Origin of the sequence: Desulfocicer vacuolatum DSM 3385 (assembly GCF_900176365.1) — a bacterium.
GTDB lineage: Bacteria > Desulfobacterota > Desulfobacteria > Desulfobacterales > Desulfobacteraceae > Desulfocicer > Desulfocicer vacuolatum.
In genome coordinates this window covers 110,792-132,845 of record NZ_FWXY01000001.1, presented here as the reverse complement: position 1 = coordinate 132,845, position 22,054 = coordinate 110,792, and the positions used below count along the sequence as shown (strand labels likewise).

Here is a 22,054-nt window from a genome sequence, read left to right as displayed (position 1 = left end):
GAGGTTCCTCCTCCTGTTATGTAAATGCTTGCCTTGGAACATGGCAATCATAATTTTGTTAGGCATTTATGCGACATGTCGTCTGTGGATTCTTTCAAGGCTTTTGAGAATTTTATCCAGATCAGACAGCTGTTCTTCGGCGGCGGTGAGGGTAACAGCCTTTTTGGGAGCTGCTGTGTGATGCTGGGCTTTTTCCGCAGCCCGTTTTTCCCTGATCGCCTCTTCTTCAGCTTCGCGCTGGGCAACGGCTTCGGCAGCCGCTTTTTTCTCAGCTTCTATCTTAGCTTTCTCTTTTGCCTCTGCCTCTGCCTTTGCTTTTGCCTCAGCTTCAGCTTCAGCCTTAGCCTTTGCTGCAGCAGCAGCTTCTGCGTCAGCTTTGGCTTTTGCCTCTGCCTCTGCCTTTGCTTTTGCCTCAGCTTCTGCCTGGGCCTTGGCATCCACAGCCGGTGCAGCTTCAGCTGCCGGAGCAGGTGCTTCTTCTGCCTTGGGAGCCGGTGCAGCTTCAGCTTTTGCTGCCGGTGCAGCCTTGGGAGCTTCGGCTTTTGCCTTGGGAGCTTCGGCTTTTGCCGGAGCTGCTGCTTTTTCATCTGCTTCCATGGCAAGATCAGGGGCAGGTGCAAGGGCTGCAAAGTCAATTTCCACATCATCAAGCTGCTTGGCGATGGGAGCCACGTCAGCGGCAGATCCGCCGTCGCAGATGAGATCCACAAATGCCTTGGCAAGTTTGATGGCTTCAGGATGACGCATGATCATGATGTCTGAACCGGCCATGAAGTAAGACACAGCGCCCACAGCCTCCATGAGGATACCGCGTCGTTCAGGATCACCCAGTTCCGGTGCCTCTTCTGCGGTTTGTTTAACCTCTTTGCATTTCCAGACTTCATTGGCCAGGTTGTTGATCATGGGATTCTGGAGCTTGTCATCGCCCTGGGCCATGGCTGCCATGCTCAGACGTTCCATGACGGAGTAGGTATACTCAAGACCATAACCCAAACCACCGGTGGTGGGGTCCACAAGGACTTTGTCCAGGGGGATACCAAGGTTTTCAAGAAGAATGTTCACCTGTTTTGCAAGGTTAACATCAATGGGGGAGGATGATATAATGGCATGGCCGTAACCCATGGCTGCCGCACCAATACCTTTATGATTTTTTTCTTCCACAGGACCAAGAATCAGATTCTCACCCTGGCAGGCTTCAGCCACGGCCTTGAGGACATCTTCGTCCTTGGCCGGGGATGCGCATCCCCAGACAATGAGGGGAACATCAATGGCATCCACCACTTTTTTCACCAGGGCCGCAGCATCTTCAGGACTTCTATCTTTGTCATTGGGATCAATGCTTTTTAGTTGGAGAACGATGAGCTGTGCACCAAAATCGTCAATGCATTTTTTGGCCCATGCCACCGGGTCACCAAGGACATCCTTGAACGGTGCCATGGCGGCTGCTGGCCATTCTTCGGGTTCCATGTCCCAGATTTCCATGGCAATGATGGGTTTGCCGGGCATTTCACCTTCGAACTGGTAAAAAGGATAACATGTTTGGCCGCCGATGGTTAATGCGTTATCACCCTTTCCAATGGTGACTGCTTTAATTCCGCCAGCATAGGATTCTTTTGTAAGTTCAAATCCCACTCTTACCTCCTTATAAGTTGATAGTTATTGGTTGCGGGTTGATTATGGATAGTATGAACAATGGGGAAATTGTCATACATTATGAATGGAAGAAACAGGAAGGATATATAGGTGTGAAGGGGGGATGGGGGAAAAATAGGAATAACAGATACGGGTGTTGAAAAAACACCTTTTGAGTTATATTTTTTCTGGAAATTTTGAATTGATTTATGGCCCACCATCCACCTTTATTAGATGTGAAATTACATGTCTAATTGAATTATGCCACAAAGTCTACCGTGTAATGATTTACATCCAGAGGGGTTATTTGTCAATAGATGAGGGCTTAAAAAAAACACAAAGTCAAAAATATAGTAAAAGTCGGCAGTTCTTAAAAATGTTTGATATAATTAATGAATGAATCTTATTTAGTCTGCGTGATTTCGTTTTTTTGCATGGCGATTTGTGCTGTGGATGAAAAATGGAGAATGTTTTTTTTGGTAAATGTGCAAATAGTTCTTGACGAGTAATGCACATTATAAGATTATTCCCGGTGAAATCTTGTGGTGCTCATTTGATTTTTAATTGTGAAGTATTCAGATTTGCTTAGGGCTGTTTTACAAATTTTAGGATACATGGGGCTAACTAAAAGTTCATCAGCATGCGAAGTGTGTCTGTTGCACCTTTTGGTTGGAAGGCGAGCCTGATCGCTCCTTCCAGCAATCTTTTATCTTTCGTTGTGGGAAGAACCTGATCAAAATTAAGGTCTGGCCATGACTGTTATTGCATTATCAATTTGTAATTGTCCATGGCCTCTGTATGATAATGCTGCTACTTTAAATTCAATTTTTATGTAGGGCCACATTAAAGAAGTTGCCCATCGAAAATTTATAATATTTAAACTATTGATATAGTTGTGACAGGCAACCTTGTCACAGTATTTTGTAATAAAGAAAACTGATCGGCTCATCCCCTGAGCCCAAATACCAAAAAAAGGAGTTTTACCATGGCATTGGATCCAACCAAACATGCGGACTGGGAAATTGCCCAGGATGCAGAAAAAGACATGCTGACCATTTATGAAATCGGTGAAAAACTTGGTCTGACCAAAGAAGAGCTGCTTCCCCAGGGGCATTATATTGCAAAAATTGATTTTCGTGCAGTTCTTGATCGCCTTAAAGACAAACCCAATGGAAAGTACATTGACGTAACTGCCATCTCCCCCACACCCCTTGGAGAAGGTAAATCAACTTCTTCCATGGGTCTTGTTCAGGGTCTTGGAAAAATTGGTAAAAACGTATGTGCCGCCATTCGTCAACCCTCCGGTGGCCCCACCATGAACATCAAAGGTTCTGCTGCAGGCGGCGGTCTGGCTCAATGTATCCCCCTGACACCGTTCTCTCTTGGATTTACCGGTGACATCAACGCTATCATGAATGCCCATAACCTTGCCATGGTTGCCTTGACTTCAAGACTCCAGCATGAAAGAAACTATACTGATGAACAGCTGGAAAGACTTTCCGGCATGAAACGCATTGACATTGATCCCACCAAGGTTGAAATGGGATGGATCATGGACTTCTGCTGCCAGGCCCTTAGAAATATCATCATCGGTATTGACGGTGTAAATGGTAAATCCGACGGTTTCATGATGAAATCTAAATTCGGTATTGCCGTATCTTCCGAGGTTATGGCCATCCTTTCTGTGGCACGTGATCTTAAAGACATGCGTGAAAGAATGGGTAAAATCGTTGTGGCTTACACCAAAAAAGGTAAACCTGTCACAACAGAAGATCTCCAGGTTGCCGGTGCCATGACCGCATGGATGGTGGATGCTCTTAATCCTTCTCTCATGCAGACCCTGGAAGGCCAGCCCGTTATTGTTCATGCCGGTCCCTTTGCCAACATTGCCATTGGTCAGAGCTCCATCATTGCTGACCGTGTGGGTCTCAAGCTTGCCGACTACCATGTCACAGAGTCTGGATTTGGTGCGGACATCGGTTTTGAAAAATTCTGGAACCTCAAATGTCGTTTCTCCGGTCTTGTGCCCGATTGTGCCGTTGTTGTGGCCACCATCCGTGCACTTAAATGCCATGGCGGCGCTCCGGTACCTGTGCCGGGTAAACCCATGCCGGAAGAGTACAGCACAGAAAACGTGGAATGGGTTGCCAAGGGTTGTGACAACCTGATTCACCACATCAGAAACGTCCGAAAAGCCGGTATCTCTCCTGTGGTCTGCATCAATGCTTTTTATACTGATACAGATGCTGAAATTGCCAAGGTTCGTGAACTTTGTGAAGCTGAAGGTGCCAAGGTTGCCCTGTCCCGTCACTGGGAAAAAGGTGGTGACGGAGCCATTGAATTTGCTGAAACCGTTGTGGCTGCCTGTGAAGAAAAAACAGAATTCAAATTCCTCTATGAGCTGGATATGCCCATTAAGGAAAGAATCGAACTCATCGCCAAAGAAGTTTACGGCGCAGACGGTGTTGAGTACTCTGCTGATGCCAATGCTGCCATTGCAAGAATCCAGGCAGATCCTGAACTTTCCAAACTGGGTATGTGCATGGTTAAAACCCATCTTTCTCTTTCTGACAATCCTGCCCTCAAGGGTGTGCCCAAGGGATGGACTCTCAGCATCAGAGAGGTCCTTACCTATGGTGGTGCCGGATTCATCGTGCCTGTGGCAGGCGCCATCAGCCTCATGCCCGGTACCGGCTCCAACCCCGCTTTCAAACGTGTTGATGTAGACGTTGAAACCGGTAAGGTTCAGGGTGTATTCTAAGGATTTGTTAAATATCCTTTCTATTTGATGACATGTCTTGAATAATGCTTCATTCTCCCGACTTTAGCAGCCGGGAGGGTGAAGTGTTATTGTTATTTTGTATGGATGGTGAAAATCGTTCGTAATCTGTCCGGTTTTAAATTCCAGAGTTTTTTCACTTTGGGGATAAACATTGTAAATGTGGGGTGCTTCTAATCCCATGAACATCCGGGATGTAAATGCGGCTACAGGTTTTTGCCAAAAATCAGGAGAAATATAGAAAAATGACAGCAGAAATTATCAGCGGTACCAGTATTCGCAAGGATATCCTTGCAGAAGTAAAGGCAGATGTTGAGAAAATGAAGGCAGAGCATGGAAAGGTACCTGGACTGGTAACAATTCTTGTGGGTTCCAGTCCTGCATCCATCAGCTATGTGACCCTTAAAGTTAAAACCGCCCTCAGTGTGGGATTCAAAGAGATCCAGGACGATCAGCCAGATGATATCTCTGAAGCAGATCTTCTTGCCCTCATTGATAAATATAATAATGATCCTGAAATCCACGGTATTCTGGTTCAGCTTCCCCTTCCCAAGCACATTGATGATAAGAAAGTGTTGAATGCCATTGATCCTGACAAAGATGTGGATGCCTTCCATCCCGTGAATGTGGGGCGTTTGATGATCGGCGGTGATGAAGCAAAATTTCTGCCCTGCACCCCTGCCGGTATCCAGGAAATGATCGTACGCTCCGGCACGGAAACCTCCGGTGCCGAGGTGGTTGTTGTGGGTCGTTCCAATATCGTTGGAAAACCCATTGCCATGATGATGGCCCAGAAGGGTGTGGGTGCCAACTCCACAGTTACCATTGTACATACCCGTACCAAAGATCTGGCTGCCCATTGTAAACGTGCTGATATTCTCATTGTGGCTGCAGGCGTTCCCGATCTGGTGAAACCCGAATGGATTAAACCCGGTTCCACAGTTATTGATGTGGGAGTTAACCGTGTGGGCATGAACGAAGAGACCGGCAAAGCCATTCTCAAGGGTGATGTGGATTTTGAAAAGGCAAAGGAAATTGCCGGAAAGATTACCCCGGTACCCGGTGGTGTTGGACCCATGACCATTGCCATGCTCATGAAAAACACCTTGAGATCTGCCCAGCTGAGTATTCAGGGATAGCAGGACTTTTTGTTTTTGCGGAAAAATTTGTATTAAAGGCTGATAATCTCTGGATTACGAGATCCAGGGGAAATTTGCCGATTTTTTATAAAGGCCGGGGAATTTTTTCTCCGGCCTTTTTTTGTAACTGCCATGGGCTTTTTTATATGAAATACTCCGTTAACCAGGGGAGTATTTCTAACTTTGTTGTGGGCGGAACGAGGTCAGAATACGGTCCGCCTGTGGCGGTTGTTGGAAAATAAAACCTCCGGGCAACCTTGGCAGAGCCCCCCCCCGGGGGGGCGGCATGATACCATTTTCAAGATTCTTTATTTTCCTGAAAAAATGTGGGTTGTAAGAAATCAGACCACGCTATCTGCTTGAAATGTCTGGATCTTGCCGTCCAATGTCATCACGGTCCAGTCGCCTGCATCATCCTGGGCTTTGACCAGGCAGTCCATGCTTGTGCCGTCTTTAAGGGAAACGGTGCAGGGTGTTGTACCGTCAAAGGATGAAACATCTTTGAATTTTTTTTCTGCTGCAAGGGCTTTAAATTTCTGGGCGGCCTTTTCAAACATGAGAATTTTTTCATACTCCTCCGGTGCCGCTTTTTTCATCTCCTGCCTCAGGGTATTTATTTCTTCTTTTTGTCCTGCAATGATTTTCAGTACTTTTTCCATCTCCTGTTTTTCTTCCGATGGAATGGAAAATAAAATCTGCTTTTGAATGTCCATGTCCGCTTCAATGTAGTTGATTTTTCTTAAAATATTCTGCGCAGTGTTGCTCATGTTTTTATCCTTATTTTTCTGAAAATTTTTATGATGGGCATGCCCTGCCGGACACAACGCATATAGAAAATGGCATTATGCTCCCCGACGGCTATATGGCGGTTATGTTTGAATCGTGCTTGTTTTTTTTGATGGAGAATCATATCTATTTTGAAAAAATGTGCAACATAAAATTTGTGAACTTTTCGGCATGATACCATTGTAATCTTCGTTGTGCCCGACAGGAGATGCCCGTTTGTCTGAAATGCTCCGCAGATCAGGGGGGATATTTCAAGCTTTGTTTTGGGCCGGGGTGGCATAGCACCGTTTTTAATATTGCTTTTTCGTCGTGGTGAAATGTGGCAGGAAAGACAAAAAATAGCACTGAATGGGAAATACTGAGAAAAACTTTGCTTTTGGGGAAATTAGTCCTTATATATTATTGCAACCGATGCGGTGATGGGATTTTATCATAACATTGATAAGCTTAAACACAGCACTGTTCAAAGTGAACTGGTTTGCGACATTGGATTTGTGAAAATATAAAGTTCGCTAAATTTTCTATTACAACTATTTTTTGGGAGTAAACATGGGTAAAGTTATTGCACTGGCTGGAAAGGGCGGAGTGGGAAAAACCACTGTGGCATCACTGGTACTGAGATATCTGTCAACGAATAACCACTCCCCGGTGCTTGCCGTGGATGCAGATCCCAACTCCAACCTGGGAGAAACTCTGGGGCTGAATGTTGAAAAAACCGTTGGGGATATCCGGGAAAGTTTCATGAAAGATCCCCAGGGCGTTCCATCGGGTATGGATAAGATTGTTTATCTTGAAATGCTCATGAACCAGGTGCTCATAGAAAATAAAGAGTTTGATCTTTTGGTGATGGGACGTCAGGAAGGCCAGGGCTGCTACTGCATGGTGAATAATATTCTCAATAGATTTTCCGAAGAGCTGGAAAAAAACTATAAATATCTTCTGGTGGACAATGAAGCGGGCATGGAGCATTTGAGCCGCCGCACCAGCGGCAAGGTGGATATGCTGCTTTTGGTTACGGATTACGCTTTGCGGGGGCTTCGGGCCGTGGGTCGCATTGTTTCCATGCTCGATGATCTCAAGCTTTCTGTGGGGCATGTGGGGCTGGTGGTGAACCGTGCACCGGAAACCCTGGGGGATGTCTTTTTGGGTGAGGTGGAAAAAATCGGTATTCCCATCATCGGCACCATTCCCAATGATGATGCCTTGCTGGAATATGACATGGAACAAAAATCCCTTTTGGAGTTACCCGATGATTCCCCCGGGGTCATGGCGGTGCAGCAGATGATGGAAAAAGTGATGGATACTGTTAACGCTTAAGCACTGGAGAGGTAAAATGGATAAGCTTGATGCAATTTTTTCGCCGGAATCCATTGCTGTGATTGGTGCCTCCACCCAAAAAGGTAAGGTGGGGCATGATATATTTGCCAATATCCTTTATGGGGGATTTCAAGGAACCCTTTATCCCGTAAATCCCAAGGCGCGATCCATTCTCAGCGTAAAATGCTATCAGACCATTGCCCATATTCTTGATCCCATTGATCTTGCCATGATTATTTTACCCCCCCGGCCTGCGGTGAAGGCTGTGGAGGCGTGCATTGCCAAAGGGGTCAAGGGGATTGTCATTGTTTCTGCCGGATTTAAAGAGGTGGGTGGAGAAGGGCTGGAGATGGAGAAAAAGATCCAGCAATTGTGTCAGGATGCAGATATTCGACTGGTGGGTCCCAATTGCCTGGGTGTGATCAATCCCTCCCCCGGGGTGTCCCTCAACGCCAGTTTCTCCAATCGCATGCCCCAGCCCGGTAATATCTCTTTTATTTCCCAGAGCGGGGCCCTGTGTACGGCAGTGCTGGATTTTGCGGCGGACCAGGGATTTGGGTTTTCAAAATTTGTTTCCATTGGAAATAAAGCCGATGTGGATGAACTGGATTTGCTGCGCTACTATCACGCTGATCCCAACACCGATGTGGTGATGATCTACATGGAAGAGCTCTCCTGTGATGCACAGACCTTTATCCGTGAGGTCCGGGAAATGACCTCCGGCTTAAATCCCACTCCGGTGATTGCCATTAAATCAGGAACCTCCGATGCCGGGGCAGCAGCAGCCGCCTCCCACACCGGTTCCCTGGCAGGCTCTGATGCCGTGTATGATGCTATTTTTTCCCAGTCCGGCATCATGCGATGCAGCACCGTGAATGAGCTGTTTGATTATGCCAAGGCCCTTGCCTGCAAAAAAGTGCCCCGGGGGGATAAAATTGCCATTGTCACCAATGCCGGGGGGCCGGGAATCATTGCCACGGATATGAGTGAAAATTCCGGATTGAAACTGGCAAAATTCACCCAGGACACCATCCGGGAACTGCATAAATATCTGCCCCCCACTGCCAATTTCCATAACCCTGTGGATGTCATTGGAGACGCAGCCCGGGACCGGTACGAAAACACCCTGGCCACGGTGATCAGTGATCCCGGGGTGGACAGTGTGTTGATTATTTTAACCCCCCAGTCCATGACCGATGCCATGGGAACCGCAGAAGCCATTGTTAATATTGCAAGGTCTGAGGTGAAACCCATTGTGTGTGCGTTCATGGGGGTGGTGGATGTTTCCGACGGGGTGCACCTTCTCCAGGAAAATCATGTGCCGGTGTACCAGTTTCCCGAAAGTGCAGCCCGGGCCATGGGTGCCCTTTATGCCAATAACCGATGGCTTTCCAGAAGACGCCTGCCCCAGTATGAAATGAGCCATGACGTGGAAAAGGCCCGGGCTATCATTGACGGTTATATGGCGCAGGGGATAGATACCCTGGGGGAACTGGATGGAAATGAAATCCTTAAATGCTATGGATTTAATACCCTGGAAATGGCCCTGGCAACCACTGCGGATGAGGCCGTTGACATTGCCCGAAAAATAGGTTTTCCTGTGGTGATGAAAATTGTTTCTCCCCAGATCCTCCACAAGTCCGATGCCGGAGGTGTGAAGGTGGGGCTGAACAATGAAGCGGCAGTTAAAAAAGCCTTTGACTCCATAATCAAGAATGCCCGGCAATACAATGCCAAGGCTACCTTGGACGGTGTGCTGGTACAGCAGATGGCCACCAAGGGTAAAGAGGTTATTCTGGGGGTAAGCCGCCATGCCGCCTCCGGACATGTGATTATGTTCGGACTGGGGGGGATTTTTGTGGAAGTCTATAAAGATGTGGTTTTCCGCATGGCGCCCATGGGCCGGAATGTGGTTCGGCGCATGATAAAAGCCATAAAAGGATATCCCATCCTCACCGGGGTGCGGGGAGAAGCACCGGCAGACATTGAGGCCCTGGAAAAGAATCTGGTGAGTCTAAGTGCCATGGTGAAAAATCATCCTGAAATAAAGGAGCTGGACATCAATCCTCTGTTTGTACATGTCGGGGGAGAGGGGACCACGGTGGCTGACATTATTATCTCACTGGCTCCACCTGCGTGATACCCGGTCACCACGGGGGGCTATCTCCACGGGGGGCGGGGGTTTTGTTTCCGGTGGTAATGCAGGTGCCTTTGCATATCCGGGAACTGAGTCCCAAGAAGCGCTTAAAAGCCCTTGGCATGCTGGCCCGGCAAAGTGTGCGTTTTTCCGCCCGCAGGGCGGGTGTTGTCATGGGCACCTTTCCCAAAGGAGATCAGGGGCAGCCCCTTCCATGGGGTGGGGTGCACTGGTCCCTTAGCCATAAGCCGTGCCATGTGGCCGGGGTGGTGTCCCGGCGTCCGGTGGGAATTGATATTGAAGAGATAAAACCTGTTGCACCCGGGTTGTTCCGGCGTATCTGCTCCAAAGGGGAGACCCGGCTTTTCCATGATGTCCTCCGGGAGATTGTTTTTTTCCGCTGTTTCACAGCCAAGGAGGCTGTGCTGAAACTTCATGGCATTGGATTGATTGGTTTAAAGGATGTCTCTGTGGTGTCGGTTGACGGCCCCCTGCATCTGAAGCTCTCTTATAAAGGGGTCGTTACCCGGGTGGAACACTTTATGTCGGATGGACATGTGGCATCCATTGCCGGGGGACAATCCCATGTGGTGTGGACCGGGCCATGAATAACTAAAACAGATAAATTTATCAGAGGGTTTGAATTTGGCAAAAGGGGGCGCCGGTGGATGCTTTGGCATTCCCTGTTTTTAGGCTGCTATTCACCAATAGGGCCATTGGCAGATAAAAAGATATGTCGGCCGGTGTCTTCATTTAACACAAATAATCTAACCTTAAGAGGAGATAAACAAATGGCACAAGGTAATGGATTCAGCATGAATGAGTGTGACGGTAATAAAGGACCCTGTCCACCGCCAAAAGGGCTTCCCCAGGCGGATTTTTCAACCCTGATTGTCTCTTTGTATTCAACGGCCCTGGTGCAGATGGGAGAAATGCCTGATCCGGCCACCGGAGTTCGGTCTAAAAATATGGATCTTGCCAGGCAGACAGTGGATATCATTGATGTGCTCCAGAAAAAAACCAAGGGGAATCTGGATTCTGAAGAGGCCCATCTTATCACCAGTCTTCTCCATGAATTGCAGATTTCCTATGTAAAGGCCAAGGGGTGTTGATGAAGGTCGCTTCTCCGGCAAAAATCAATCTTTTCCTCCATGTCACCGGCAGGAGGAAGAACGGCTACCATGATCTGGAAACAGTGATGGCCTGTGTGGATCTATGTGATGACATCTATTTTGATTTCCAGGCATCGGATATTTCTGTGACATGCAGCCATCCCCGGGTGCCTGAAGATGAAACCAACCTTGCCCACAGGGCTGCCACCATTTTCTGGAAAGAACTGGCCCGCAAGAGGGGGGTGGGGCGTGTGCCCGGGGGGGTGGCTGTTGCCATTGATAAACAGATTCCCGTGGGAGGGGGACTTGGGGGGGGCAGCAGTAACGCTGCCACTGTTTTAAAATCATTGAATCATTGGTTTGACAAGCCCTTCTCCCGCCGGGATCTCATGGATATGGGGCTTTGCCTGGGGGCTGATGTGCCTTTTTTTGTCCAGGGGGGGGCTGCCCTTGCCCGGGGGGTGGGGGAATTGCTGACCCCTTGTACATTGAAAACTCCCTGCAGGGTATTGCTGGCCAGCCCCGGCGTTGCAGCATCAACGGCCCTGGTTTATAAAAATATTAATTTAGCATTGACAACCGGGCATAAATCTACTAATAATGCCCTGATTATTGCGTGTGAGGAGAATCGGGTGCTGGATATCAGTGTGGATATGCACAATGATCTTGAAGCATCTGCATGTGAGTTGTACCCGGAGATCCAGGCATTTAAAACGGAGATGGCCGGTCTTCTGACCCAAAAGGTGATGATGACAGGAAGTGGGGCCTCTTTTTTTGTGCTGTTCTGGGAAGATGGACAGGCTGAGTGCGCGTTTGACATGCTGTCCCGGAGATGGCATAATAACCCGCACAAACGCATTTTTCTAACTTCCTTCATATGACGCATTCATGGGGCGTCGTCAAGCGGTAAGACACAGGATTTTGATTCCTGCATTCGGAGGTTCGAATCCTCCCGCCCCAGCCACTTTTAAAAAAATAAGATTTGCGAAGAAGAGAATTCATATGAATGCTATGTCGGTTTTCTCGGGGAATTCCAATGAACCCCTTGCCCAGAGCATTTCTGATTATCTTTCCCTGCACCTTGGCCGGGCAAAGATCAATCGGTTCAGCGACGGTGAGATTCAGGTGGAAATCCAGGAGAACGTCAGGCGTCAGGAAGTGTTTGTTATTCAATCCACCTGCGCTCCGGTAAATGACAATCTTTTTGAGCTTTTGCTCATGATTGACGCTTTGAAACGGTCCTCTGCAAGCTATATTACGGCAGTTATTCCTTATTTCGGTTATGCCCGGCAGGATAAGAAGGTGGCACCCAGGGTTCCCATCAGTGCGAAGCTGGTTGCTGATCTTTTAACCCAGACCGGGGTTCACAGAGTCATTACCCTGGATCTCCATGCAGGACAGATCCAGGGTTTTTTTGATATTCCCGTGGACAATCTTTATGCTGCTCCTGTTATCCTGGACCATATCAAATCCAATTTTTCCGGTGATCTTGTGGTGGTTTCCCCCGATGCCGGAGGGGTGGAGCGGGCCCGGGCCTTTGCCAAACGTCTCCATGCCGGTCTTGCCATTGTTGATAAACGACGCAGTGCCCCCAATCAGGCCAAGGCCATGGCTATTATTGGAGATGTTAAGGATAAAACAGCCATTATTCTTGATGATATGGTGGATACTGCCGGTACCCTCACAGAAGCTGCGGGTGTTATCGAAGATAAAGGTGCAAAGGCGGTTCATGCCTGCTGCACCCATGCGGTTTTGTCTGGGCCTGCTGTGGATCGGATAAGCAATTCTTCCCTGGAAAGCCTTATGGTCACCGATACCATTCCGCTGTCCGAGGCTGCTTCAGCTTGTGAAAAAATTACCCAGGTCTCCATATCAAAACTTGTCAGTGAAGCCATTCTTCGAAGTTACAGGGGAGATTCTGTAAATTCTCTTTTTGTATAGAAAATAAAATGACAGATCTGTGCGGCAGCACAGATACGGAGGAACAAACTTTTGGAACTAATAGATTTAACAGGATCAGTAAGATCGGGCAGGGGAAAGAGTGCTGCCCGGGCCCTTAGAAAAAACGAGCTGTTGCCGGCGGTGATTTATGGACCTGAAACCGAGCCTGTGCCGGTTGCCGTTCCCACCTATGCTTTTTCCGAAATCATCAGAAAAAACGGAACAACCGGTATCTTTATGAAACTTGTTGTGGACGGTGACAGCAAGGCATCACGTACAGTGATGCTCAAAGACGTTCAGATGGACACCTTTCGTTTGAATTATCTTCATGCCGATTTCCAGGAAATCAACCTGGATAACACCGTTACGGTGACCATTCCTGTGGAAACCAACGGAGAAAGCAAGGGCGAAAAAGAGGGTGGCATGGTTCAGGTTATCCGGCGTGAACTGGATGTGATCTGTCGACCTGCAGATGCCCCGGAAAGTATTGTTATTGACATTGCCGATCTTGAAATTGGTGATTCTGTCCATGTGGAATCCATTGATCTGGGTGCTGATGTTGAAATTCCCCATGAGGTGAATTTTACAGTTCTCACCGTGGTACCGCCCAGTGCAGCTGAGCAGGAAACCACAGAAGATGATGATGAACTGGACATTGACGTTAATGCTGACGCTGATGCCGAAGAAGAAGCTCCGGCAGACGAGTAAGCCCATTATTCACGAACAGGGTTTATCCATGTCTCAAAATAGTGGTATTATGGTGGCGGGTTTGGGCAATCCCGGAAGGGAATATGTCCAGACCCGTCATAATATCGGCTTTATCATCCTTGATGCCCTTGCCACCCGGGCGTGCCTGGGATTTAAAAATACTCGCTTCCAAGCGCAATGTGCAAAGGGTGTTTTTCATCAACATCGGATTGTTTTACTCAAACCCCAGTCCTATATGAACCGAAGCGGGTTCCCCGTCCAGAAGCTCTCCTCATATTATAAAATTCAATTGTCTGACATTATTGTTGTTCATGACGACCTGGATCTTCCATTCGGGCGCATCCGTGTGGCTCATAATCGGGGGCATGGTGGGCATAACGGCATTCGTTCCATAATTGATGCCTTTGGCAGCAAGGGCTTTAATCGTGTTCGTGTGGGCGTTGGCAGACCCCATGGAGAATCGGGTGCTGTGGGACATGTGCTGGGGAAATTTGTCCCCGGAGAAATGAAGCAACTTGAGGAGGTGGTGGCAGCCGGTGTGGATGCCTGCGTGGCCATCATTGAGAACGGGGTCACATCTGCCATGAACCTCATTAACAGAGGTTGATATGAATGTTCTGCCCGGCGCTGTCCGTCACAGAGCCGTTTCTTTTTGCCTTTCCCCCCCCCCTCCTGCCGCTCAAATTCATTGCGTTTTAGGCATATTTTACACAACTTCAAAAATAGTTTTTGCTTTTTTGTCCAATTTTCCCCGGGAAATGGATATATTTTTTTGCAAAGTGTAAGCTGGAAAATGAAGCGTGCCGAATTTTAATGTTTGCCCACATGAAATTCCCATCGATATCACAATTGTGTTTTGTGTTTGCTGTAGGTGCGAATATATGCTATATTATTAGATGATGGGCAAAATGTTGCTGTAAATATTCGGCCGGCACCCCATCTTCACTCATTTGGGCCTGCTCACCCTTAGCAATGGTATGCGACGCAGTCCCAAAACAGGCAAATATGGGGCACTGGCCAAACATTTACAGTACCAAGTCGAATATCTACATGTTGCTGGTAATATTTGAAAGAAAAAAAGACGTAAAGGGATCGCTGGAAATATACGTTGATTGTTGTTTAACAGGAACACCGAAGATTTTATCCCCCCAAAATGGTGGGGCTGATATTCTCTTCGGTGTTGTGGCTATGGGTCAAAGGCGTTACATCCACGGTTCTCACTTAAGAATGGGGGGGAAAATCCACAATGGCAGAAGTGCTTGCACCTGAAAAAAGAGAGTTTTGTAAAGGAGATCTTGCAGTATACCCGGCTCATGGCGTGGGTTGTATAGAGGCCATTGAAAGTAAGGAAATTAACGGTGAATCCATGAATTTTTATATGATGAAGATCATAGAAAACGGCATGGTCATCATGATTCCAACTTGCAATGTCGAATCTGTCGGTCTCCGGCAGGTAATCCCGAAAAATGAGATTCCCCAGGTTTATGAGGTGATGCAGAAAAAAGGAGCTTCTGCTGATAACCAGACCTGGAATCGCAGGTACCGCGAGTACATGGATAAAATTAAAACCGGGTCAATCTATGATGTTGCAGAAGTGTTCAGAGACCTTTTTCAACTCAAACTTGAAAAAGATCTCTCCTTTGGCGAGCGTAAACTGCTGGATACAGCCCAGAGTCTGCTTGTACAGGAGTTATCCACTGCAAAGGACATGGATGAAAAGTTAATGATGCAGGAAATTGAAAAATTATTTGATTAGACAATTATTTTTTAAATAGCCCTTGACTTTCGGTTATATTCCATCCCGGATGGAAAGTCCCTTGATGATTTGTGGGATAATATTGTGACCTTATACATCTCTTTATCACCATATCCATTCTCATTTATTCATTTCGAAAGTTGAGTAAAAACCGTATTCCAACGAACCGGAAGATGCCATTGCAGGTGCCTTTCGGTTTTTTGTTGGAAAATGGATACATGTTTTTTTTGGGGAAGGCGATCTTGTGGTGATGTGTAATAATATGGATACCGTTATTGAAATTAAAAGTGAAATTAAAAGTGGGGCAGGGCAGGTCGGGCAGCGATTGGATACGGTGGCGGCCCGGATGGCCCATGGGGTTTCCCGGGGCAGTGTGTCAGCCATGATTCGTTCTGGTGATATCCGGGTCAACGGGGTTAAAAAAAAACCTGGATACCGGATGAAACCCGGGGATGTTATCAGCGGCAGACTTTTAATTGCCCCTTTGCCCCCTGTGTCAGCCACCCCCATGTCCATGGATATTATCCACGAAGATCCCCATATTCTGGTCCTTAACAAGCCAGCAGGGCTGGTGGTTCATCCTGCCCCGGGCCATTGGGAAGACACCCTTGTAAATGGACTTCTTGCCCATTGTCCCGGCATTGACAAGGTGGGAGGCGATGGCATGCGTCCCGGTATTGTCCATCGATTGGATAAAGATACCAGCGGTATCATGGTGGTGGCCAAAACCCCCGGAAGTCATGAATTTTTAAAAAAAGCTTTTAAATATCGACGGATGGAAAAACAGTATCTTGCCCTGGTATCCGGTGAAATGGATGAAACCTCGGGAACGGTGACCCTGCCCATCGGTCGTCACCCGGTGAAACGAAAGTGCATGGCAGTGGATCTTTCCCAGGGAAGGCCAGCCATTACCCTGTGGCGTAAACGGGCCCGCTGCAAAGGTGCCACATTGGTTGAGGTGGCCCTTAAAACCGGTAGAACCCATCAAATCAGGGTTCATTTTAAAGCATTGGGATATCCTTTGGTGGGGGATGGTTGCTATGGCCAGCGCCGGCGAAAAAAAACAAAAAAAAATATGCTTCCCATTGAAAAAGCCGCTTCTCGCCAGATGCTCCATGCATGGCGACTTGGCTTTCGCCATCCCTGGTCCGGGCGTCGCATGGATTTTACTGCCCCCCTGGCCCCTGACATGGAGGCACTGCTTTTGAGCCATGGGCTTTGGGATGGCAATGGGGAAAGCTGTTTTTAAGGGGGGATGTTTATTCTTGGACATGAAATGCCTGGTGGATCAAAGGCGCATTTCAAGCTTTGTTGCGGGCAGGCCGGGATTAAATCACGGCCTGCCCGTGTCGGTTATATATCAGGCTGCCTTTTCAATACTGATTGCACATACCTTGAACTCAGGTATTTTGGCAACGGGATCAAGGCGGGCATTGGTGAGACGATTGGCCGCTGCCTTGGCAAAGTGGAACGGGATAAAAATGGTACCGTCCACGGCTTTTTCGGAGACATTGAGCCGGGCTGTTATTTTGCCCCTGCGTGAGAAAACATTGACCATTTCTCCATCTGCCAGGTCCAGTTTGGCCGCATCGTTGGAGGAGATCTCCACAAAGCACTCCGGTGACAGCTCATTTAATCCCCTGGATTGCATGGTCATGGAACCGGTGTGGTAGTGATAGATCACCCGTCCGGTGGTGAGCATGAAGGGATAGGCGTCATCGGGCAGTTCCGCCGGTGGCTGGTGCTCAATGGCATGAAACAGACCTTTTCCCCGGGTGAACTGGGCCGTATGAAGAATGGGTGTTCCCGGGTGCTCCTCTGTGGGGCAGGGCCAGTGAATTCCGGTTTGATCAATGCGCTCCCAGGTGATTCCGGCGTAGGAGGGTGTCACCATTCGGATCTCTTCAAAAATTTCTTCGGCATTTTCATAGTTCATGGGGTTTCCCATGCGGGTGGCAAGTTCGCACAGTATTTTCCAGTCTTCCCAGGCAAATCCCGGGGCTTCCACTGCCTTTCTCACCCGTTGGACCCGTCGTTCGGTGTTGGAAAAGGTGCCCTCTTTTTCTGCAAAACAAAAGGCCGGAAACACCACGTCTGCCATCTGGGCTGTTTCCGTGAGAAAAATATCCTGCACCACCATGAATTCCAGGTTGCCAAATGCTTTTTCCGCATGGTTAAGGTCTGGATCTGACACCAGGGGGTTTTCACCGATGATGTACAAAGATTTTAATTCCCCCAATTCTGCTTTTTGTATCATCTCTGTGACCACCAGGCCGGGGGTGGTGGAAAGGCCTTCCACATCCCAGGCAGCCTCATATTTCTTGGCGCTGTTGGGATCAGCCACGCTTTGATAGGCAGTGAATACATTGGGAAGTCCCCCCATGTCGCAGGCCCCCTGAACATTGTTTTGCCCCCTTAAGGGGTTGACGCCGCCACCGGGTTTTCCCATATGACCGCAGAGCATGGAAAGGTTGGCCAGGGATTTTACATTGTCTGTACCACAGGTGTGCTGGGTGATTCCCATGCAGTAAAGAATGGTGGCAACCCTGGCCCTGGCAAATTTTCTGGCCGTGGCCACGATGTCATCGGCATCAATGCCGGTGATGGCTTCCACATATTCCGGGGTATACTTTTTAACAGTTTCTGCCAGGGCCTCAAAGCCCTCGGTGCGTTCCTCGACAAATTTTTTGTCATGGAGATCTTCTTTAATAATAACATGCATCAGGCCATTGATCCAGGCAATGTCTGTTCCCGGCTGGGGACGAAGCCAGCTGTTGGCATGCTGGGTCAGTTTGATCCTTCTGGGATCAATGACAATGAGGGTTTTGCCGTGAAGGGCTGCCCGTTTTACAAAGGTTGACAACACCGGATGGTTTTCTGTGGTGTTGGAACCTGTTACCAGTGTCACATCGGCGGTTTCAATGTCGGCGATGGTGTTTGTCATTGCGCCGCTTCCAAATGCTGCAGCCAGACCGGCTACGGTGGAGGAATGTCACAGTCGGGCACAATGGTCAACATTATTTGTCTTTAGCACAGCCCTGGCAAATTTCTGGGCAATGTAGTTTTCTTCGTTGGTCACCCGGGCCGAGGTGAGCACTCCCATGCTGTCGGACCCGGAACGATCTTTGATTTCATTTAATCGTGTGGCCACAAAATCCAGGGCCTCATCCCAGGTGCTTTCGGTGAGCTTTCCCTCTTTTTTTATTAAGGGGGTTGTCAGTCTCTTGGGAGATGCCACAAAATCGTATCCGTATCTTCCTTTAACACAAAGGCTTCCGTTATTGGGAGCAACGTCTCTGCCTGCACTGTTGATCCCCACAATTTTATTGTCTTGAACGGAAAGTTCCATTTGGCAGCCCACACCGCAGAAGGAGCAGGTGGTACGTGTTTTTTTGATATCTTCAAAGCGTGTTTTGGCCTTAAGGCTTTCTTTGGGGATCAAAGCCCCCACCGGGCAGACCTCCACACATTCACCGCAGAAAACGCAGTCAGAATTTTTCAGGGGTACATCTGTTCCGGCAATGATTTTGGTGTCCGCCCCGCGGTAACCAAAGTCAATGGCATTGTTCACCTGGACTTCTCTGCATGCCTGGACGCATCTGCCACAGAGAATGCAGCGGGAAAAATCCCTTTGAATAAAAGGGTTTTCCCTTTCAATGGGATATTTGGATTCAGATAACGGCATGTGACGGGTGGTGACCTGATATCGATAGGCCAGGTCCTGGAGCTTGCAGTCTCCCCACACCGGGCACAGTTCATTGTATTGGTCAGCTTCCAGTGTTTTTAATTGGAATGAGGTCCAGTCATCGGATTCAAAATCCCGTATGGCACAGTTGTGATTACCCGACGAAAGCATCAATTGTATGATGTTTTTACGGGCATTAATGACCTCTTTTGATTCCGAATGGATCACCATGCCGGGGGTTGCCGGTGCAGCACAGGAGGCCACAAGATCCCTTGCACCTTCCACCTCCACCACACAGATGCGGCATGCACCGGTGGGGGTGGTTCCTTTCAGGTGGCACAGGGTGGGAATGAAAATATTGTTCCGATGTGCGACGTCAAGGATGGTTTCACCGGGCGTAAAGGTAAACGGGTTGTCATCAATGTAGATAATATCTTCTTTACCCATGGGTTTTCCTCTTAAATAGTAATTAAGCCAGAATGCAGTCTGTTTTCCAATTTCATTTGCCCTGGAGGGGGAGTTTATTTATTGGTTCATTGGTGTCTGGCTTTTGTTTATTGGAGGCTGAACTTGTGATTCGACTCCATGCTTTTGTGGAAGGCCATGGCGCAAAGGGCGAAATCGATGAGAACGCCATGCCCCAAGCCTGCCCTCAGAAGTTATGACCGACGGTTTATCAATAATTTATTATAAAACTTAAGTACATGATAAAACAAGTTCTGTCAATGTGCCCCATCTCTATTTTTCACCACTTCTTGACTTTTTCCCGGGCAAGTGCTTATAAGACTACAATAAACAAATAGACCAAAAAATATACAACAGGGGGATTTATGCTTGAATCTGTTTTTTTGATGGGTGGCCTTGGGCTCCTGATTGGCGGTGTGTTGGCCTTTGCATCCAAAATTTTTTACGTTTATGTGGACCCGCTTGTGGCTGCCATTGATGATGTGCTTCCCGGTGCCAATTGTGGCGGTTGCGGCTATCCCGGTTGCACGCCCAATGCCGAGGCCATTGCCAGCGGTAAGTCTTCTCCTGATTCCTGTGTGGCGGCAGGCGAAGATGTGGCCGTCGCCATTGCCGGGCTCATGGGCGTCGTCATTGGTGAAAAAGAACCTGAAGTGGCAAAACCCGGGTGTTATTACGGCACCAAGGATGCTGATGTGAAATATCTTTACGATGGCATTGACGATTGCAGGGCAGCAGCCATGGTGTTCGGCGGTATGAAGGAGTGCAATATCGGTTGCCTGGGCCTTGGCACCTGCGTGTCTGCCTGCCCCTTTGATGCCCTATCCATGGGAGAAGACGGCATCCCTGTGGTGGATGAAGAAAAATGTACGGCCTGCGGTACCTGCGAAAAGGTATGCCCCAAACATATTATTCGTCTGACATCCACCTCCCGCAGAATCATGCGTGAGTACACCGAGGATAAATGTATCACACCCTGTCAACGGGCATGTCCCACAGGAATTGATATCCGGGAGTATCTGGCCCACATCCGTGAAGGAGACAATGCTGGGGCAGTCCAGGTAATCAAGGAACGCAATCCATTTCCCACGGTGATCGGCCGTATTTGTCCGGCCCCATGTGAGTCGGAATGTCGCCGTCAGCTGGTGGACGAATCTGTGGGTATTAATAATCTGAAAAGATTTGTGTGTGACCTTGAAATGGATATGGGGGAGCGGGTACTTCCTTATAAAGCCCCTGAAACCGGTCGGAAGGTGGCCATTCTCGGTGGCGGTGTGGAAGGTCTTTCCGCTGCTTTTTTCACAGCCAGACTGGGCCATACCCCAACTATCTTTGAGGCCACATCTACCCTGGGTGGACTGTTGAGAATTGCTATTTCAGATGAACGCTTGCCCCAGCATGTGCTGGACTGGGACATTGACGGTATCCTGGAAATGGGCGTTAAGGTAAAAACAGGGAAAAAAGCAGGTCAGGATGTCACCATTGCCTCTCTTTTAAAAGAAGGTTATGAGACGGTTTTTTCTTCCACAGGCGGTTGGGACAGTCGGCTGGCCCGGGGAGAAATTGACACTGTGGCCAATGTGTTTCCCGGTGGATATCTCATGATTGATCTTCTGCGCAGCGATGTACAGCAGGATGAGCGTATACCCTGTGACGGGGATGTGGTGATTGTGGGAGGCGGTAAAATGGCCCCTGAAGCCGTGAGAGTGTGTCGTGAACAGGGTGCCCGCTCCATCACCGTGGTGGAGAGAAGGGGGCAGGCCGATTCTGCATTTGATGCCTCTTCCCTGGCTGCCATGGAAGCAGATGGTGCCACCATTATATATACTGCCGGTGTCACCCGGGTACTGGGCCAGGATGAAATGCTCCAGGCCGTTGAATTAACGGATATTCCCACGGGTGCAAAAAACGTTGTGAACGCAGATTCTTTGATTCTGTCAGCGGGAAGATTTCCGGAACTTGTTTTTTCACGTATTGAAGAGGCTGTGGAACCATCAAAGGATGAAGCACAGGACGTTTCTGAAGAAGAGGCCGTCCGCCAGGATATCCTTCCTGTGAAATGGGAAGGGGTGGAAATATTTAAGGAACCTGCCGACAATAATGAACTTGGCATGCTTTCCCCTGCCGATGAACTCAGCGGTTACAGTGCTGCTGTGGTGGCCATAAACGGCGGACGTCGGGCCGCTGCCACCATTCATAGCGTTATGTACGGTGTTCCTGTGCTGTCCGGGCCTTATAAACCGGTTACCGGGCGTTCCATCCTCCAGGGTATCACCAAGGTGGAAGGGGTACAGATTATTCCAAGAAATATCATGCCGGTGAATGATGCCGCCACCCGGGCCGTGAAGACAGAACTGGCTGCGGGCTATACCCCGGAAACGGCAAAGGCCGAGGCGGAACGATGTCTCAAATGCGGTCTTTTGTGCTATGAAAGGACCCTGGCTGATGGGGCGGAAAAGGCAGAAGAGTCAGCTGCCTGATATAGTAAAAAATCGCGGTCTGTCATAAAGGCTCTTTTTCCTTTTCGGGAAAATTGAATTGTATAAAAAAGGGGATACCGATTTATGGGTATCCCCTTTTTTTATAACTGCCATGGG

General features: G+C 48.5%; 16 protein-coding genes and 1 tRNA gene. 14 read left to right on the top strand and 3 right to left on the bottom strand.

Translation table 11 applies throughout. The annotated features are described in order from the left end of the window. Window positions 1-66 precede the first annotated feature (66 nt). The gene (locus B9A32_RS00705; protein WP_084066453.1) at window positions 67-1,632 is read right to left on the bottom strand and encodes an acetyl-CoA decarbonylase/synthase complex subunit delta; all 1,566 of its coding nucleotides are present in this window, start codon (window positions 1,630-1,632) and stop codon (window positions 67-69) included. A gap of 985 nt (window positions 1,633-2,617) precedes the next feature. On the opposite strand from B9A32_RS00705, the gene B9A32_RS00700 reads away from it, so the two are divergent. Continuing rightward, window positions 2,618-4,393, top strand: a complete 1,776-nt coding sequence (locus tag B9A32_RS00700) for a formate--tetrahydrofolate ligase (protein ID WP_084066452.1) — start codon at window positions 2,618-2,620, stop codon at window positions 4,391-4,393. A gap of 263 nt (window positions 4,394-4,656) precedes the next feature. After that, complete coding sequence (gene folD / locus B9A32_RS00695) at window positions 4,657-5,550, top strand: bifunctional methylenetetrahydrofolate dehydrogenase/methenyltetrahydrofolate cyclohydrolase FolD (RefSeq protein WP_084066671.1); 894 nt, start codon at window positions 4,657-4,659, stop codon at window positions 5,548-5,550. Between the two features lie 341 nt (window positions 5,551-5,891). Here the strand turns inward: folD and B9A32_RS00690 are convergent, their stop codons facing one another. Beyond that, a complete protein-coding gene (locus tag B9A32_RS00690) occupies window positions 5,892-6,317 on the bottom strand; it encodes a hypothetical protein (protein ID WP_084066451.1) in 426 nt (141 codons plus the stop codon). 568 nt (window positions 6,318-6,885) lie between these two features. Between B9A32_RS00690 and B9A32_RS00680 the strand changes: the two genes are divergently transcribed. The 11 genes from B9A32_RS00680 to B9A32_RS00630 all read left to right on the top strand — a co-directional run bounded on the left by B9A32_RS00680 (window position 6,886) and on the right by B9A32_RS00630 (window position 16,556). After that, window positions 6,886-7,653 (top strand): ATP-binding protein, encoded by a 768-nt coding sequence (locus tag B9A32_RS00680; RefSeq protein ID WP_084066449.1) that lies wholly within the window; start codon window positions 6,886-6,888, stop codon window positions 7,651-7,653. A gap of 16 nt (window positions 7,654-7,669) precedes the next feature. Continuing rightward, the gene (gene acs / locus B9A32_RS00675; RefSeq protein ID WP_084066448.1) at window positions 7,670-9,793 is read left to right on the top strand and encodes an acetate--CoA ligase alpha subunit; all 2,124 of its coding nucleotides are present in this window, start codon (window positions 7,670-7,672) and stop codon (window positions 9,791-9,793) included. 53 nt (window positions 9,794-9,846) lie between these two features. After that, window positions 9,847-10,398: a 4'-phosphopantetheinyl transferase family protein gene (locus tag B9A32_RS00670; protein ID WP_232366998.1), complete on the top strand. Its 552-nt coding sequence runs from the start codon at window positions 9,847-9,849 to the stop codon at window positions 10,396-10,398. A gap of 183 nt (window positions 10,399-10,581) precedes the next feature. Beyond that, on the top strand, window positions 10,582-10,902 hold the full coding sequence (locus tag B9A32_RS00665; protein WP_084066446.1) for a DUF1844 domain-containing protein: 321 nt from the start codon (window positions 10,582-10,584) through the stop codon (window positions 10,900-10,902). Then, window positions 10,902-11,783: a 4-(cytidine 5'-diphospho)-2-C-methyl-D-erythritol kinase gene (ispE, locus tag B9A32_RS00660; protein WP_084066445.1), complete on the top strand. Its 882-nt coding sequence runs from the start codon at window positions 10,902-10,904 to the stop codon at window positions 11,781-11,783. The genes B9A32_RS00665 and ispE overlap by 1 nt, the downstream gene beginning before the upstream one ends. Window positions 11,784-11,791: 8 nt before the next feature. After that, window positions 11,792-11,866, top strand: a tRNA-Gln gene (locus B9A32_RS00655). Window positions 11,867-11,904: 38 nt separating this feature from the next. Next, entirely contained in the window at window positions 11,905-12,843 is a 939-nt protein-coding gene (locus tag B9A32_RS00650; RefSeq protein WP_084066444.1) for a ribose-phosphate pyrophosphokinase, read from the top strand. Between the two features lie 51 nt (window positions 12,844-12,894). Then, on the top strand, window positions 12,895-13,551 hold the full coding sequence (locus tag B9A32_RS00645) for a 50S ribosomal protein L25 (protein WP_084066443.1): 657 nt from the start codon (window positions 12,895-12,897) through the stop codon (window positions 13,549-13,551). 28 nt (window positions 13,552-13,579) lie between these two features. After that, window positions 13,580-14,158 carry an aminoacyl-tRNA hydrolase gene (pth, locus tag B9A32_RS00640; protein WP_084066442.1) on the top strand — a complete coding sequence of 193 codons (579 nt, stop codon included), beginning with the start codon at window positions 13,580-13,582 and terminating at the stop codon, window positions 14,156-14,158. 639 nt (window positions 14,159-14,797) lie between these two features. After that, window positions 14,798-15,307 (top strand): CarD family transcriptional regulator, encoded by a 510-nt coding sequence (locus B9A32_RS00635; protein ID WP_084066441.1) that lies wholly within the window; start codon window positions 14,798-14,800, stop codon window positions 15,305-15,307. Between the two features lie 250 nt (window positions 15,308-15,557). After that, on the top strand, window positions 15,558-16,556 hold the full coding sequence (locus tag B9A32_RS00630; RefSeq protein ID WP_232366997.1) for an RluA family pseudouridine synthase: 999 nt from the start codon (window positions 15,558-15,560) through the stop codon (window positions 16,554-16,556). A 111-nt stretch (window positions 16,557-16,667) separates the two neighbouring features. Here B9A32_RS00630 and fdhF read toward each other — a convergent pair whose 3' ends face one another. Then, the gene (gene fdhF, locus B9A32_RS00625) at window positions 16,668-19,439 is read right to left on the bottom strand and encodes a formate dehydrogenase subunit alpha (protein ID WP_084066440.1); all 2,772 of its coding nucleotides are present in this window, start codon (window positions 19,437-19,439) and stop codon (window positions 16,668-16,670) included. Window positions 19,440-19,822: 383 nt separating this feature from the next. Here fdhF and B9A32_RS00620 point away from each other — a divergent pair, with 383 nt between their 5' ends. Next, the gene (locus B9A32_RS00620) at window positions 19,823-21,937 is read left to right on the top strand and encodes an RnfABCDGE type electron transport complex subunit B (protein WP_084066439.1); all 2,115 of its coding nucleotides are present in this window, start codon (window positions 19,823-19,825) and stop codon (window positions 21,935-21,937) included. The last annotated feature ends 117 nt before the right edge of the window (window positions 21,938-22,054 follow it).

Bases quoted from the DNA above. Each gene is read 5' to 3' on its own strand.
- B9A32_RS00700 (WP_084066452.1), top strand. From the start codon at position 2,618: ATGGCATTGGATCCAACCAAACATGCGGACTGGGAAATTGCCCAGGAT.
- folD (WP_084066671.1), top strand. From the start codon at position 4,657: ATGACAGCAGAAATTATCAGCGGTACCAGTATTCGCAAGGATATCCTT.
- B9A32_RS00690 (WP_084066451.1), bottom strand. From the start codon at position 6,317: ATGAGCAACACTGCGCAGAATATTTTAAGAAAAATCAACTACATTGAA.
- B9A32_RS00680 (WP_084066449.1), top strand. From the start codon at position 6,886: ATGGGTAAAGTTATTGCACTGGCTGGAAAGGGCGGAGTGGGAAAAACC.
- acs (WP_084066448.1), top strand. From the start codon at position 7,670: ATGGATAAGCTTGATGCAATTTTTTCGCCGGAATCCATTGCTGTGATT.
- B9A32_RS00665 (WP_084066446.1), top strand. From the start codon at position 10,582: ATGGCACAAGGTAATGGATTCAGCATGAATGAGTGTGACGGTAATAAA.
- ispE (WP_084066445.1), top strand. From the start codon at position 10,902: ATGAAGGTCGCTTCTCCGGCAAAAATCAATCTTTTCCTCCATGTCACC.
- B9A32_RS00650 (WP_084066444.1), top strand. From the start codon at position 11,905: ATGAATGCTATGTCGGTTTTCTCGGGGAATTCCAATGAACCCCTTGCC.
- pth (WP_084066442.1), top strand. From the start codon at position 13,580: ATGTCTCAAAATAGTGGTATTATGGTGGCGGGTTTGGGCAATCCCGGA.
- B9A32_RS00635 (WP_084066441.1), top strand. From the start codon at position 14,798: ATGGCAGAAGTGCTTGCACCTGAAAAAAGAGAGTTTTGTAAAGGAGAT.
- B9A32_RS00630 (WP_232366997.1), top strand. From the start codon at position 15,558: ATGTGTAATAATATGGATACCGTTATTGAAATTAAAAGTGAAATTAAA.
- B9A32_RS00620 (WP_084066439.1), top strand. From the start codon at position 19,823: ATGCTTGAATCTGTTTTTTTGATGGGTGGCCTTGGGCTCCTGATTGGC.